This is a genomic window from Caulobacter sp. BE254 (assembly GCF_031457295.1).
Taxonomy (GTDB): Bacteria; Pseudomonadota; Alphaproteobacteria; order Caulobacterales; family Caulobacteraceae; genus Caulobacter.
Genome location: NZ_JAVDWJ010000008.1, coordinates 70,300 through 82,705, shown reverse-complemented (window position 1 = coordinate 82,705; position 12,406 = coordinate 70,300). Strand labels below are relative to the sequence as shown.

The 12,406-nt window shown below is 69.9% G+C and carries 12 protein-coding genes; 9 read left to right on the top strand and 3 right to left on the bottom strand.

Annotated features, from left to right (window positions below):
• From rdgB to J2X41_RS15600, 5 genes are all read left to right on the top strand, one after another.
• Nucleotides 1–606, top strand: coding sequence for an RdgB/HAM1 family non-canonical purine NTP pyrophosphatase (gene rdgB / locus J2X41_RS15620; RefSeq protein WP_310082939.1), 606 nt, complete (start codon nucleotides 1–3; stop codon nucleotides 604–606).
• Nucleotides 607–780: 174 nt separating this feature from the next.
• Nucleotides 781–1,911: a radical SAM family heme chaperone HemW gene (gene hemW, locus J2X41_RS15615; RefSeq protein ID WP_310083073.1), complete on the top strand. Its 1,131-nt coding sequence runs from the start codon at nucleotides 781–783 to the stop codon at nucleotides 1,909–1,911.
• Between the two features lie 70 nt (nucleotides 1,912–1,981).
• Nucleotides 1,982–2,851, top strand: a complete 870-nt coding sequence (gene rsmI, locus J2X41_RS15610) for a 16S rRNA (cytidine(1402)-2'-O)-methyltransferase (protein WP_310082938.1) — start codon at nucleotides 1,982–1,984, stop codon at nucleotides 2,849–2,851.
• Nucleotides 2,848–3,255, top strand: coding sequence for a YraN family protein (locus J2X41_RS15605; RefSeq protein WP_310082937.1), 408 nt, complete (start codon nucleotides 2,848–2,850; stop codon nucleotides 3,253–3,255). The genes rsmI and J2X41_RS15605 overlap by 4 nt, the downstream gene beginning before the upstream one ends.
• Nucleotides 3,252–4,067 carry a transglutaminase family protein gene (locus tag J2X41_RS15600; protein ID WP_310082936.1) on the top strand — a complete coding sequence of 272 codons (816 nt, stop codon included), beginning with the start codon at nucleotides 3,252–3,254 and terminating at the stop codon, nucleotides 4,065–4,067. Before J2X41_RS15605 ends, J2X41_RS15600 begins: the two co-directional genes overlap by 4 nt.
• 40 nt (nucleotides 4,068–4,107) lie before the next feature.
• On the opposite strand, the gene J2X41_RS15595 is transcribed toward J2X41_RS15600, so the two are convergent.
• A complete protein-coding gene (locus J2X41_RS15595) occupies nucleotides 4,108–4,569 on the bottom strand; it encodes a MarR family transcriptional regulator (RefSeq protein WP_310082935.1) in 462 nt (153 codons plus the stop codon).
• A gap of 163 nt (nucleotides 4,570–4,732) precedes the next feature.
• Here J2X41_RS15595 and J2X41_RS15590 point away from each other — a divergent pair, with 163 nt between their 5' ends.
• From J2X41_RS15590 to J2X41_RS15580, 3 genes are all read left to right on the top strand, one after another.
• Nucleotides 4,733–5,305: a DUF308 domain-containing protein gene (locus J2X41_RS15590; RefSeq protein WP_310082934.1), complete on the top strand. Its 573-nt coding sequence runs from the start codon at nucleotides 4,733–4,735 to the stop codon at nucleotides 5,303–5,305.
• A gap of 110 nt (nucleotides 5,306–5,415) precedes the next feature.
• The gene (gene gshB / locus J2X41_RS15585) at nucleotides 5,416–6,363 is read left to right on the top strand and encodes a glutathione synthase (RefSeq protein ID WP_310082933.1); all 948 of its coding nucleotides are present in this window, start codon (nucleotides 5,416–5,418) and stop codon (nucleotides 6,361–6,363) included.
• Between the two features lie 130 nt (nucleotides 6,364–6,493).
• Nucleotides 6,494–8,044 (top strand): YifB family Mg chelatase-like AAA ATPase, encoded by a 1,551-nt coding sequence (locus J2X41_RS15580; protein WP_310082932.1) that lies wholly within the window; start codon nucleotides 6,494–6,496, stop codon nucleotides 8,042–8,044.
• A gap of 670 nt (nucleotides 8,045–8,714) precedes the next feature.
• On the opposite strand, the gene J2X41_RS15575 is transcribed toward J2X41_RS15580, so the two are convergent.
• Entirely contained in the window at nucleotides 8,715–9,389 is a 675-nt protein-coding gene (locus J2X41_RS15575; protein WP_310082931.1) for an OmpA family protein, read from the bottom strand.
• Nucleotides 9,390–9,597: 208 nt separating this feature from the next.
• Here J2X41_RS15575 and J2X41_RS15570 point away from each other — a divergent pair, with 208 nt between their 5' ends.
• On the top strand, nucleotides 9,598–10,533 hold the full coding sequence (locus J2X41_RS15570; RefSeq protein WP_310082930.1) for a 2-oxoglutarate and iron-dependent oxygenase domain-containing protein: 936 nt from the start codon (nucleotides 9,598–9,600) through the stop codon (nucleotides 10,531–10,533).
• A gap of 111 nt (nucleotides 10,534–10,644) precedes the next feature.
• Here J2X41_RS15570 and J2X41_RS15565 read toward each other — a convergent pair whose 3' ends face one another.
• Nucleotides 10,645–12,321, bottom strand: a complete 1,677-nt coding sequence (locus J2X41_RS15565) for a pilus assembly protein (RefSeq protein ID WP_310083072.1) — start codon at nucleotides 12,319–12,321, stop codon at nucleotides 10,645–10,647.
• Nucleotides 12,322–12,406: the final 85 nt, after the last annotated feature.

Here is a 12,406-nt window from a genome sequence, read left to right as displayed (position 1 = left end):
ATGACGCTGAAGCTGGAAGCTGGAACGAAGCTTGTCGCCGCCACGCACAACCCTGGCAAGGCCAAGGAGCTGCACGCCCTGCTCGACGGCCGGTTCGAGGTGCTGGCGGCCGGGGCCCTGGGCCTGCCCGAGCCCGACGAGACCGAGACGACCTTCGTCGGCAACGCCCTGCTCAAGGCGCGCCACGCGGCCGAGTTGTCGGGCCAGATCGCCCTGGCCGACGATTCGGGCCTGTCGGTCGCCGCCCTCGACGGCGCGCCCGGCATCTATTCCGCCCGCTGGGCCGGACCGGGCAAGGACTTCGCTTCGGCCATGGACAAGGTCGCCGAGCGGGTCGAGGAGACCGGCTCGCAGGACCGCTCGGCCTGGTTCACCTGCGCCCTGGCCGTGGCCTGGCCGAACGGCGGGCCGGCGGTGGTGGTGCAGGGCGAGGTCCACGGGACCCTGACCTTCCCGCCGCGCGGCGACCGCGGCTTCGGCTACGACCCGATCTTCATTCCGAACGGCTTCGACCAGACCTTCGGCGAGATGGAGCCGGCCGCCAAGGACGCCATGAGCCACCGGGCCGTGGCGTTCGCGAAGTTGAGGGCGGCGCTGTTTGAGTAGAGGCCCCCATCGTTGTCATCCCGGAAGCCCCGCAGGGGCTGTCCGGGACCCAGGGGACTGGGCGAAGGCGGTGCGGCTGCCCTGGATCCCGGACAGCGCTGCGCGCTTCCGGGATGACAACGCGTATGAGGGTGAGGCGTGACCACCCAACCGCCCCCTCCCGACCTCCCCCCTCTGGGCGTCTACGTCCACTGGCCCTACTGCGCCCGGATCTGTCCCTATTGCGACTTCAACGTCGTGCGCGACCGGGGGCGAACCGACGAGCAGGCGGCCCTGGCCGACGCCATCGTCGCCGACCTGACCGCCCAGCGCGAGCTCACCGGCCCGCGATCCCTGCTGTCGATCTTCTTCGGCGGCGGCACGCCCTCGCTGATGGATCCCGCCCAGGTGGCCTGGGTGATCGACACGGCCAAGGCGCTGTGGACGCCGGCGGCCGACCTGGAGATCAGCCTCGAGGCCAATCCCACCGACGCGGAGACCGACCGTTTCGACGCCCTGGCCGCGGCGGGGGTGGCGCGGCTGTCGCTGGGCGTCCAGGCCCTCGACGACGCGGCCCTCGCCCTGCTGGGCCGTAACCACGACGCCGGCTCGGCCCGGCGGGCGATCGCCGTGGCCGCCCGGGCCTTTCCGCGCCTGTCGGCCGACCTGATCTACGCCCGCCCCGGCCAGACGGTCGAGGCCTGGACGGCCGAGCTCGGCGAACTGCTGGTCCTGGGACCCGAGCATGTCTCGCCCTACCAGCTGACCATCGAAGCGGGCACCGCCTTCGACCGCGCGGTGGGGCGCGGCAAGCTGGTGGTGCCCGACGAGGACCTTGCGGCCGCTCTGTTCGAGACGACGCAGGGCGTGCTGGAGGCCGCCGGCTTCGACGCCTACGAGGTCTCCAACCACGCCCGGGGCGAGGACGCGCGCTCGCGCCACAACCTCGTCTACTGGCGCGGCCACGACTATGTCGGCGTCGGCCCCGGCGCCCACGGCCGCCTGACCCTGCCCGAAGGCCGGCTGGCGACCACGGCCCGGCGCGGGATCGCCGACTACATCCAGGCGGTGGCCGAAACCGGCGTCGGCTTCGAGCGCGAAGCCCTCACGCCGCTGGAGGCCGCCGAGGAGCGCCTGCTGCTGGGCCTGCGCATCGACGACGGGGTGAGCTTCGCCGAAATCGCCGCCCTGGACCTGTCGCCGGACACGCCGAAGGTGAAATCTCTGGTGGAGTCCGGCCTCCTGGTCGATGATCCCTTGCGCCTGCGGGCCACCCGATCCGGCCGCCTGGTGCTGGATCGGCTGACAGGAACGCTCGCGACCTGATAACCCTTGTAGGCGCGCCGCTTCGTGGCGCTCAGTCCGCGTCGGCTAGCCCCGTGTTGAAAGTCCGCCCTTGAGCCGTCAGTTCGCCCCGCCCGCCCTGTCCGACGCGCCCCTGGCGCCGGGGCTCTATCTGGTGGCGACGCCGATCGGGAACCTGCGCGACATCACCCTGCGGGCGCTCGACGTCCTTAACGGCTGCGACGTCCTGCTGGCCGAGGACACCCGGGTTTCCGGCAAGCTGCTGGCCGCCTACGCCATCTCCAAGCGGCTGCAGCGCTATGACGAACACGTCGCCGACCGCGAGACGCCGCGCATCCTGGAACGGCTTGAAGCGGGCGAGCGGATCGCCCTGGTCTCGGACGCCGGCACGCCGATGGTCTCCGACCCCGGCCTGCGCCTGGCCCAGGCGGCGATCGCGGCCGGCCTGCCGGTGTTCCCGATCCCCGGCGCCTCGGCGGCCCTGGCCGCCCTGACCCTGGCCGGCCTGCCCACCGACCGCTTCCTGTTCGCCGGCTTCCCGCCGACCAAGACCGCCGCCCGCAAGACGTTCTTCGAGGAACTGGCCAATGTCCGCGCCACCCTGATCTTCTACGAGGGCGCCTCGCGGGTGGCCGACAGCCTGGCCGACATGGCCGCCGTGTTCGGCCCGCGTCCCGGCGCGGTGGCCCGCGAACTGACCAAGCTCTACGAGACCTGCGTCCGCGGCCCGCTCGACGTCCTGGCCGCCGACCCCCGCTTCGAGGCCCCCAAGGGCGAGATCGTCATCCTGGTCGGACCGGGCGAGGACGAGGTCGCCAGCGCCGCCGACGCCGAGACCGCCCTGCGCGAGGCCATGGCCCGCCTGCCGCTGGGCGAGGCCGCCTCGGAGGTGGCCAAGGCCCTGGGCCTGTCGCGCAAGGACCTCTACCGCCAGGCCCTGGCGATGAAGGCGGCCGGATGAGCGCCGTCCGGCCCGCCCGTCCCGACCGCCAGGCCCAAAGACAGGCCAGGGGCGCGGCCGCGCGGCTGTCGGGACGCCGCGCCGAGGTGGTCGCGGCCCTGTGGCTGATGGCCAAGGGCTATCGCATTCTCGGCTTCCGCCTGGCCACGCCGCTGGGCGAGATCGACCTGCTGGCGCAACGCGGCGGCGTGCTGGCCGTTGTGGAAGTCAAGAGCAGGACCAGTCTGGAGGCGGCGCTGGAAGCGGTGACCTACGAGCAGCGGGCCAGGCTGCGTCGCGCCGGCGCGCACATCGCCGCGCATCGCGCCGGCCTGCGCGGCGCGGTGGTCCGCCTGGACCTGATCGCCCTGGCGCCCGGTCGCCGTCCGCGCCACGTCGCCAACGCCTGGATGGGCGATCAATGACGCGGGAGGAGGCCGAGGCCCTGCTGACCGACGCCGGCCAGCGTTCGGACAAGGCCTTCCCGCTGTTCGAGGCCGCCCTGGCCTGCGCCGTGCACGACGATCCCGACCGCGACCTGGCCCCGGTGCTGGACTTGGCCAAGACCTCGATCGACCGGCTGACCGACCGGCTGAAGAACGAGTCGCCGGAAGAGGCCCTGGCCGAGACCATGGCCGGGGACCTGCGGCTGTCGGGCGACCTGATCACCTACGACCACCCCGACAACGCCGACGTGGTCGCGGTCGCCGAGCGTCGAAAGGGCCTGCCCGTCACCCTGGGGGTGTTCTACCTGCACGCCGGACGGGCCTGCGGCCTGGACCTGCACGGCGTCGATTTCCCGGGCCACTTCCTGCTGCGCATCGAGACCGAGGAAGGCCCCCTGGCGCTCGACCCGTTCAGCGAGGGGCGGGTGGTGCTGCCGTCCGAGTTGTCGCGCCGGGCCCTGCGCACCGGCCTGATGCCCGACGTCGCCGCCAAGCTGGACGTGCTGATGAGCCCGATCCCGGACCGGGCCGTGTTGATCCGCTTGCAGAACAACATCTTCGCTCGCGCCCAGCAGGCCCGCGACTGGGCCCGGGCCGAGCGCTCGGCCCTGCGCCGCGCCCTGCTGGACCCCACCGACCACCATCCCTGGCTGGACGTCGCCGCCGCCCGCGAGGGCCAGGGGGCGCTGGCCGGCGCCCTGCAGGCCCTGTCGCGCGCCCAGGTCCTGGACGGCGGCGCGACCATCGCCGCCCGGGCCGCGCGGGAACGGATGCGGCTGCGGCTGAATTAGCGACAGCCGGGGGACACGCCGCAAGGGCATGTCCCCGACCTCAGAGCTGCGGCCGCTCCGCGACGAAGCGCGCGACCGAGTCGCGGAAGGCCTGCACGTCCTTGTTCAGCTGGATCAGCTGCTGGACGCTCATCCCCGCCGACTCGAACAGCGTCTGGCCCAGGCAGGCGCTGCGGGCCTGCATGTCGCGGCCGTGCTCGGTGAGACTGACGACCACCTGGCGCTCGTCGGCCGGGTTGCGTTCCCGCGACAGCAGGCCGGCGGCCTCCATGCGCTTGACCAGCGGGGTGACGTTGCTTGAGTCCAGGCCCAGCCGTTCGGCGATCGCGCCGACGCTCTGGCCGTCCACCTCCCAGAGCGCGCTCAGCACCAGGTACTGCGGATAGGTGATCTCCAGGGCGTCGAGCAGCGGCTTGTAGGCGCGGTTGATCGCCAGGCTCGCCCCATACAGCGAAAAGCACAGCTGGTCGTCGAGCGTGAGGGTGCGGGCGGGGTCGGGCATGGAAGGCTCCTGCGAACGCGTTCGCCTTAGCGCGAAAATAGATGTCGTGACAAATAATGACTCGACAGGCGTTCGGAGGGTCGGATAGGTCGTATCATATGCCGCAACATTAAATGCTGTGACATATTTCATTCTCCAACCCTCGCCCCCGATGGAGGCCTCCATGGCCAATGACACCTCGCGCTCGCGCACCGACGCCGGCGCCCTCGTGCGCTACTACTTCCTCCGCGCCGGCGTGGCCGCCGCCTGGATCGCGCTCGCCTTCACGATCGCCCGATCCAACCCCGTCCTCGCGGGCGCCCTGCTGGTGGCCTATCCGGCCTGGGACGCGTTCGCCAACGCGCGGGACGCCAAGGCCAACGGCGGCTTCCGCGCCAACATCGCCCAGGCCCTCAACACCGCCGTCAGCGCCGCGGTCGCGCTGGCGGTGCTGGTCGCTCTCCAGATCGACATGCGGCTAGTGCTCGGGCTGTTCGGCGCCTGGGCCATCCTGGCGGGTCTGCTGCAGCTGGTTGCCGGCGTGCGACGGTGGCGCGCCTATGGCGCCCAATGGGCGATGGTGCTGAGCGGCGCCCAGTCGGCCTTGGCCGGCGGGTTCTTCCTCAAGAGCGCCGCCGGGCCCGTCGCCTCGGTCATCACCGTCGTCGCGCCCTATGCGACCTTCGGAGCGTTCTACTTCCTGGTCTCGGCGATCCTGCTGGCCGTGAAGACCCGTCGGCGCGCCGAAACCGCCTGACCGGCGCGCGCGGATCGCGGCGGCCTCTCGCATTCGGGCGCGGGCCGCCTTAACTAGGCAGTCGCGGCGCGGGCCCTCCCCGCGCCGCCCCTAGCCGATCCGGAGCCCCCATGTCGCTGAGAGTCGCCGTCCAGATGGATCCTGTCCTGGGGATCAACATCGAAACCGACACCACCTTCCTGATGATGTGGGAAGCCCAGGCGCGGGGCCACCGGCTGTGGTTCTACACCCCCGACAAGCTGTCGATGGAGGATGGCCGGGTGTTCGCCCGCGCCCAGCCGCTGAAGCTGACCAAGACCCAGGGCGCCCATGCCGAGCTGGGCGAGGCCGTGATCCTGGACATGAAGGACGACGTCGACGTGGTGCTGATGCGCCAGGACCCGCCGTTCGACATGGCCTACATCACCGCCACCCACTTCCTGGAGAAGGTTCATCCGCACACGCTGGTGGTCAACAATCCGGCCGAGGTGCGCAACGCGCCCGAGAAGCTGTTCGTCACCGACTTTCCCGGCGTCCAGCCGCCGACCCTGATCACCAGCGATCACCAGGCGATCTACGACTTCCGCGCCCGGCACGGCGACATCGTGCTCAAGCCGCTCTATGGCGGCGGCGGGTCGGGCGTGGCGCGGCTGCTGGCCGACGACCCCAACCTGGACGCCCTGCTGGAGCTGCACGCCATGATCGGCCGCGAGCAGGTGATCGCCCAGAAGTTCGTCCCGGCCGTCAGCAAGGGCGACAAGCGCATCCTGCTGGTGCACGGCGAGCCGGTGGGGGCGGTCAACCGCGTGCCGGCCGCCGGCCAGGTGCGGTCCAACCTCCGGGTCGGCGGCCGGGCCGAGGCGGTGGAGCTGACCCCGCGCGACCTGGAGCTCTGCGCGATCATCGGCCCGGAACTGAAGAAGCGCGGCCTGCTGTTCGTCGGCATCGACGTGATCGGAGAATACCTGACCGAGATCAATGTCACCTCGCCGACCGGAGCCCAGCAGCTCAAGCGGTTCGGGGGCGCCGACGCCGCCGCGATCCTCTGGGATCGGATCGCCGAGCTAAGCTCCAGCTGAAAATGAGGAGCGTCGGCTAGACGACTGAATCGTCACACTTTCCTGAAACGTTCGTTTTTCGTTCTTGCTCCGCTCCAACGGCCATGATTGGCTTGTGGATAAAACGGTGGGCAACGGGACGGGAAAGCCAATGGCGGCAAGGGTCGTGACGGTGGCGTTCGAAGGCGTGGAGGCGCGCCGGGTCGATGTCGAGGTGCAGTTGACGGGCGGCGCCCAGATCATGGTGATCGTCGGCCTGGGCGACAAGGCCGTGGCCGAGAGCAAGGAGCGGGTGCGCGGCGCGTTCGCCGGCCTGGGCCTGGCCCTGCCGCCCAAGCGCATCGTCGCCAACCTGGCGCCCGCCGACCTCCCGAAGGAGGGCTCGCACTATGACCTGCCCATCGCCCTGGCGGTGATGGCGGCCATGGGCGTGATCCCGATCGACGCGCTGGACGGTTGGGCGGCGATGGGTGAACTGTCCTTGGACGGACGGATCGCGCCCTGCGCCGGGGCGCTGCCGGCCGCCATGGCCGCGGGGGCCATGGACCTGGGCCTGATCTGCCCGGAAGCCTGCGGGCCCGAGGCGGCCTGGGCGGGCGGCACGCGCATCCTGGCGCCGCGCTCGCTGGTGGCGCTGATCAACCATTTCCGGGGCGGCCAGATCCTGTCGGCGCCGTCGCCCGGTCCGGTGGTCGAGGGCGAAGCGGCGAAAGACCTGCGCGACGTCAAGGGCCAGGAGCACGCCAAGCGGGCCTTGGAGATCGCCGCCGCCGGTTCGCACAACCTGCTGTTCTGCGGCCCGCCCGGCTCGGGCAAGTCGATGCTGGCCCAGCGCCTGCCGGGACTGCTGCCGCCCCTGAGTTCGCAGGAACTGCTGGAGACCTCGATGGTCCATTCGGTGGCCGGGCTGATCGCCAAGGGAACCCTGACCCGGGCCCGGCCCTATCGCGCCCCGCACCACAGCGCCTCGATGGCGGCCCTGACCGGCGGCGGGCTGAAGGCCAAGCCGGGGGAGGTGTCGCTGGCCCACAACGGCGTGCTGTTCCTGGACGAACTCCCCGAATTCGGCGTCCAGGCCCTGGACAGCCTTCGGGGACCGCTGGAAACGGGCGAAGTCATGGTGGCGCGAGCCAACGCCCATGTCCGTTATCCGGCCCGGGTGCAGCTGGTGGCGGCGATGAACCCGTGCCGCTGCGGCCACGGCGGCGCCGGGCGCGGGGCGTGCGGCAAGGCTCCGCGCTGCCTCCGCGACTACCAGGGCCGGGTGTCGGGGCCGCTGATGGACCGCATCGACCTGGCCGTCGACATGCCCGCCGTCACCGCCGCCGACCTGGCCCTGCCGCCGCCGACCGAAGGCACGGCCGAGGCCGCCGCCCGGGTGGCCCGGGCCCGCCGCCTGCAGCTGGAACGGGCCGAGGCGATCGAGAACGCGCCCGTGGGCGCCGAGGCGCTGAACGGCCGGGCCGAGGGCCGCTACCTGGAGAAGATCGCCGATCTGGACGAGGCCGGACGCGGCCTGCTGGCCCGCGCCGCCGAGGCCGGCCAGATCAGCGCCCGCGGCTGGACCCGCGTCTTGCGCCTGGCCCGCACCATCGCCGACCTGGAGGGCGCGGCCGGCGTGAAGCGGGTGCACGTGGCCGAGGCTTTGGCCCACCGGCGGACCAGCGCCCTGGGCGCGGCGGCGGGCGAGGCGGCCTTCTAGGAAGTCCATGCTCTGCGCATAGCGAACGAACTCCCGCGATTTCAATGCCTTGAACTTTTTCGACCCTTTTTGATCCCCACCCCTTCCGACCGCCCGCATACTGATCCCACCTGAAAGCACGGGAAGGGCGCACGTACGGCGACCGATGCGGCTTTCAGGGGTGGACGAACGGGAAGGCCTTGTCCGTCGTGTCTCCTTGGAGACGTCCAGGTCGGTTCGGAGCAGGTTCGCGTCAGTCGCGACGAAACTCCGGCGCCCGGATAGGCGGATCTGGCCAGCAGGCCCGGGCTGAAATCGCCCGGGCGGTCCGGAGTGTTAGCCAACGCTCCGCCCGTCGGGGGCCTCCATCGGAGCGGGTTAAAAATCCGCGATCCGAAGGCTTCCGGATAACGGTTCCACGCGGAGCGCCTGCACTTCGTCGAAACGGTAACAAACATCAAAGCTACTCCGGGCGAGGCCCGGGCGCTTCGCACCCTTCCCATCAGCTCAGCGGGTTTCCGCGTGAGGCAGCGAAGCCGCGCCAATCAGATCCTCCCCCTGTGGGGGAGGTGTCGGCGAAGCCGACGGAGGGGGGAGTGATCGGCAGATGGCCAGATCCCGGATAAACGACCCCAAACCTCCCCCCACCGATCGCTGCGCGATCGCCTCCCCCATAGGGGGGGTGAACGCCCTACCGCGTCAGCGGCCGCAGGATGATCTCGACCCGACGGTTCTGGGCGCGGCCTTCGGCGGTGTCGTTGGAGGCGATCGGCTGGCGTTCGCCCTGGCCAGCCACGAAGATGCGGTCGGGCAGCACCCGCCCAGGACCGGTCAGGTAGCCGGCCACCGAGCTGGCGCGGCGCTCGGACAGGGTCTGGTTGTAGTCGTCCGGACCGCTGCTGTCGGCGTGGCCGACCACGTCGATCGTGGTTTGCGGATAGGCGTTCAGGGTACGAGCGACATCGTCGAGCACGCGGGTGAACTGCGGCTGGACCTCGGACCTGTCGACCGCGAACGTCACGTCGCTGGGCATGACCAGCACGATCTGGTCGCCGTTGCGGCGGACCATCACGCCCGAGCCTTCCAGGCTGCGGCGGAAGTCGGCCTGCTGGCGGTCCATGTAGTTGCCGACCGCGCCGCCGGCCAGGGCGCCGACGCCCGCGCCGATCAGGGCGTTCTTGCGGCCCTGCTCGCCCTTGTTGGTGTTGGTCAGATAGCCCAGCACCGCGCCGACCCCCGCGCCGGTCAGGACGCCGGTTCCGGTGTTGTTGCGCACCGGCATGCCGGTATAGGGGTCGGTGGTGGTGCAGGCGGCCAGGGTCAGGGCGCCCGCCAGGGCGATCCATGGCGCGGTCTTGGTCATCATCGCGGTCTTTCCCTCATGCGGCCTTGATCCCGAGCCATCGCCCGTGATCCTTGGCGTCTTGATCCTTGCGAGGCAGAACGCCTCGTCCATGGCCAAGTTCCAACAGGTCACATGACGCCAGGATGAACGGACTTCGCGCCGGGCGCCTGACGGTGTAGTAAGTGCGGCCTTACTAATCTCCATCCTGCCAGCTTCGAGGCCCACGCCCGTGTCCGCATCCGCCATCGAACCCGTCTCGTTCACCCTGTATTCGAAGGACTTCGACAGGTTCGCCCAGGCGCTGGGCGCCTCGTTCCAGCGCTACGGCTTCGCGGTGATCTCGGACCACGACCTGCCCCAGGCGCGGATCGACGCGGCCATCGCCGACGCCAAGGCCTTCTTCGCCTTGCCCGAAGAGACCAAGCGCCAGTACGCCGGCGTCAAGGGCGGCTCGCGCGGCTACATCCCGTTCGGCGTCGAGACCGCCAAGGGCGCCGACCACTACGACCTGAAGGAATTCTGGCACGTCGGCCGCGACCTGCCGCCGGGCCACCCGTTCCGCGCCACCATGGCCGACAACATCTGGCCCGCCGAGATCCCCAGCTTCCACCACAATGTCGGCTGGCTGTACGGCGCGCTCGACAGCCTGGGCGTGCGGGTGCTGAAGGCCATCGCCACCTATCTGGAGCTGGGTCGCGACTTCTTCGACCCGACCGTCAAGGACGGCAACAGCGTGCTGCGCCTGCTGCACTATCCGCCGATCCCCAAGGACGCCACCGGCGTGCGGGCCGGCGCGCACGGCGACATCAACACCATCACCCTGTTGCTCGGCGCGGAGGAGGGCGGCCTCGAGCTGCTCGACCGCAACGGCGACTGGCTGCCGATCAACCCGCCGCCCGGCTGCGTGGTCTGCAACATCGGCGACATGCTCGAGCGGCTGACCAACCACGTCCTGCCCTCGACGATCCACCGCGTGGTCAATCCGCCGCCGGAACGCCGCGGCGTGCCGCGCTATTCGACGCCGTTCTTCCTGCACTTCGCGTCGGACTACCTGATCAAGACCCTGCCCAGCTGCGTCACCGACGAAAACCCGGACCGCTATCCCGAGCCGATCACCGCCGACGCCTTCCTCCAGCAGCGCCTGCGCGAGATCAAGCTGGCCTAGCCGGAACCTCCCCGGAACGAGCCGGAGGCGAGGAGACGAAAGCCAAGCTTCGCTGGAGGCGAGGCGCCCGCCAACAAGAAAAGCCCCGGGGCGACGCTCCGGGGCTTTGTCCTACTTGGTGATCCGCAGGTTCTGGATCGAGCCGGCGATGGTGTTGAACACCGAGTCCAGCTGGCTGGCGGCCGTTACATCGAAATAGTGCTTGTCGCTCGGCAGTGAGGCGCAATCCTGCAGCACTGCCTTCGAGGTGGAGGAAACCCCGACGCCGATGGCGTAGATGACGATGCCGGCCTCCTTGGCGTTGGCGCAAACCAATTTCTGGCGAGCGTCGATAGCCTGGCGGCGCTGGTCGGCGTTGGAGGTCTCGTCCAAGGGTGTGCCGTAGGCGTTGCGCAGCCGCTTTTGAGCGGCGTAGCCGTAGCCGCTGTAGGTGCCGTTGTTGGGGTTGGCGTTGGTGCTCATCACGTTGTCGCCGTCGGTCAACAGCACGATCACCTTGGTGACCTTCCGGTCCGAATACGCAGCGATCTTGGCGTCAGCGGGCGCGCTGGCGGCGAACGGACCGACGGGCGAGACCATGTGCCAGCCCCACATCGCGCCCATGGCGACGTTGGTGTTGCCGGTCGCGACCATGGTGTCGAGCTTGTCCGTGACGGTCTTCGTCTTGGCGGCGGTCCTCAGGTTGGTCAGCGGCAGCACGCTGGCGATGCCGCAACCTTCGTTGGGGCCGGAGTCGACGTTCTTGGCTCCGCTACGCAGGTTGGCTGGAATGTACTTGGTTGTGTTGCGCTGACGAGTGGCCCAGTCGATCGGAGTGTTCTTGGGATTGGGGCTGCCGCCATAGTCCATGGCGTAGTCGTTTGCCGAGTTGGGATTGTAATAGCTGTCCGTGCCTGATCCGCTGCTCTTCTTGACCGTGTACGACTTGTCGGGTTCGTCCGGCGCGAAGAACGGTACGAACAGCGAGGCCTTGTTCGTGCCGGTCGCCGCCGCGTCGGTGACGTCGAAAGGCGCGGGCCGGCTTTCCACGCAGCCGCCCCAGGTGGCGCCCATGTTGCTCAGCAGGGTGAAGCGATCGGCACGGGGGGTTCCGTCGAACAGGTCGGTCCCGGTCCCGTATTCGGTTGGCAGGGTTCCTTGGATCCAGGCTGCGCCCTTGTTGGCTGCGCCGACGTTCACCGTCATGGAGAACGGCACGACGGCCAGCTTGACGGCGTCGTCCTCGGTGGCGCTCGCAGCTGCGGCGGCTAGGGTCGTGACCATCATCTTGGAAGATCGGATCAAGGCGTCGATCTTCTTTTCGCCCGAGCCCAGAGTGTCGCCCATCGAGCCGGTGTTGTCGAGCACCAGGGCCACTTCCAGCTTGTTCACCGATCGCATCACCGTGGCGCCGGCCGAGACGTTCGCGTCGCCGGTGCTCCAGAGATTGGAGATGATCGGCTTGATCGTCACGTTCTGGATCGCGCCGACGACGGTATTGTTGTCGCCGAGGGTGAAGGTGGAGTTGGCGGCCGTGAGAGGCACGCCCAGGCCGGCCATCTCGGTGGCCAGGGCGGCGTCGCCGACGGCGTCCAGATCGGCGTTGGTGGTCGCGGTCGAGCGGGCGGCCATCAGGGTCGCCGCGTCGAGAGCGTCCTGCAGCTGGCGCTTCTGGAGGCTGGCGCGGCTGAGGTCGACCAGGCCGAACGTGAGGATGGCGATCGGGATCAGGAGCAGCGCGAACTGCACGGCGATGGCCCCGCGCTCGTCGTCGCGAAGGCGCGCCGCAAGGCGTTTCCACATGGTCATGAGCAAGGCCCGACTCCCCCAGAGAACAGGCACTATCGCCGGAGACGGTGAACGGGCCGCAAACGACGATGGTAAATCATTCCGC

Bases quoted from the DNA above. Each gene is read 5' to 3' on its own strand.
- J2X41_RS15595 (WP_310082935.1), bottom strand. From the start codon at position 4,569: ATGCCCGACCCCGCCCGCACCCTCACGCTCGACGACCAGCTGTGCTTT.
- rdgB (WP_310082939.1), top strand. From the start codon at position 1: ATGACGCTGAAGCTGGAAGCTGGAACGAAGCTTGTCGCCGCCACGCAC.
- J2X41_RS15600 (WP_310082936.1), top strand. From the start codon at position 3,252: ATGACGCGGGAGGAGGCCGAGGCCCTGCTGACCGACGCCGGCCAGCGT.
- J2X41_RS15565 (WP_310083072.1), bottom strand. From the start codon at position 12,321: ATGACCATGTGGAAACGCCTTGCGGCGCGCCTTCGCGACGACGAGCGC.
- J2X41_RS15575 (WP_310082931.1), bottom strand. From the start codon at position 9,389: ATGATGACCAAGACCGCGCCATGGATCGCCCTGGCGGGCGCCCTGACC.
- J2X41_RS15580 (WP_310082932.1), top strand. From the start codon at position 6,494: ATGGCGGCAAGGGTCGTGACGGTGGCGTTCGAAGGCGTGGAGGCGCGC.
- J2X41_RS15605 (WP_310082937.1), top strand. From the start codon at position 2,848: ATGAGCGCCGTCCGGCCCGCCCGTCCCGACCGCCAGGCCCAAAGACAG.
- J2X41_RS15590 (WP_310082934.1), top strand. From the start codon at position 4,733: ATGGCCAATGACACCTCGCGCTCGCGCACCGACGCCGGCGCCCTCGTG.
- gshB (WP_310082933.1), top strand. From the start codon at position 5,416: ATGTCGCTGAGAGTCGCCGTCCAGATGGATCCTGTCCTGGGGATCAAC.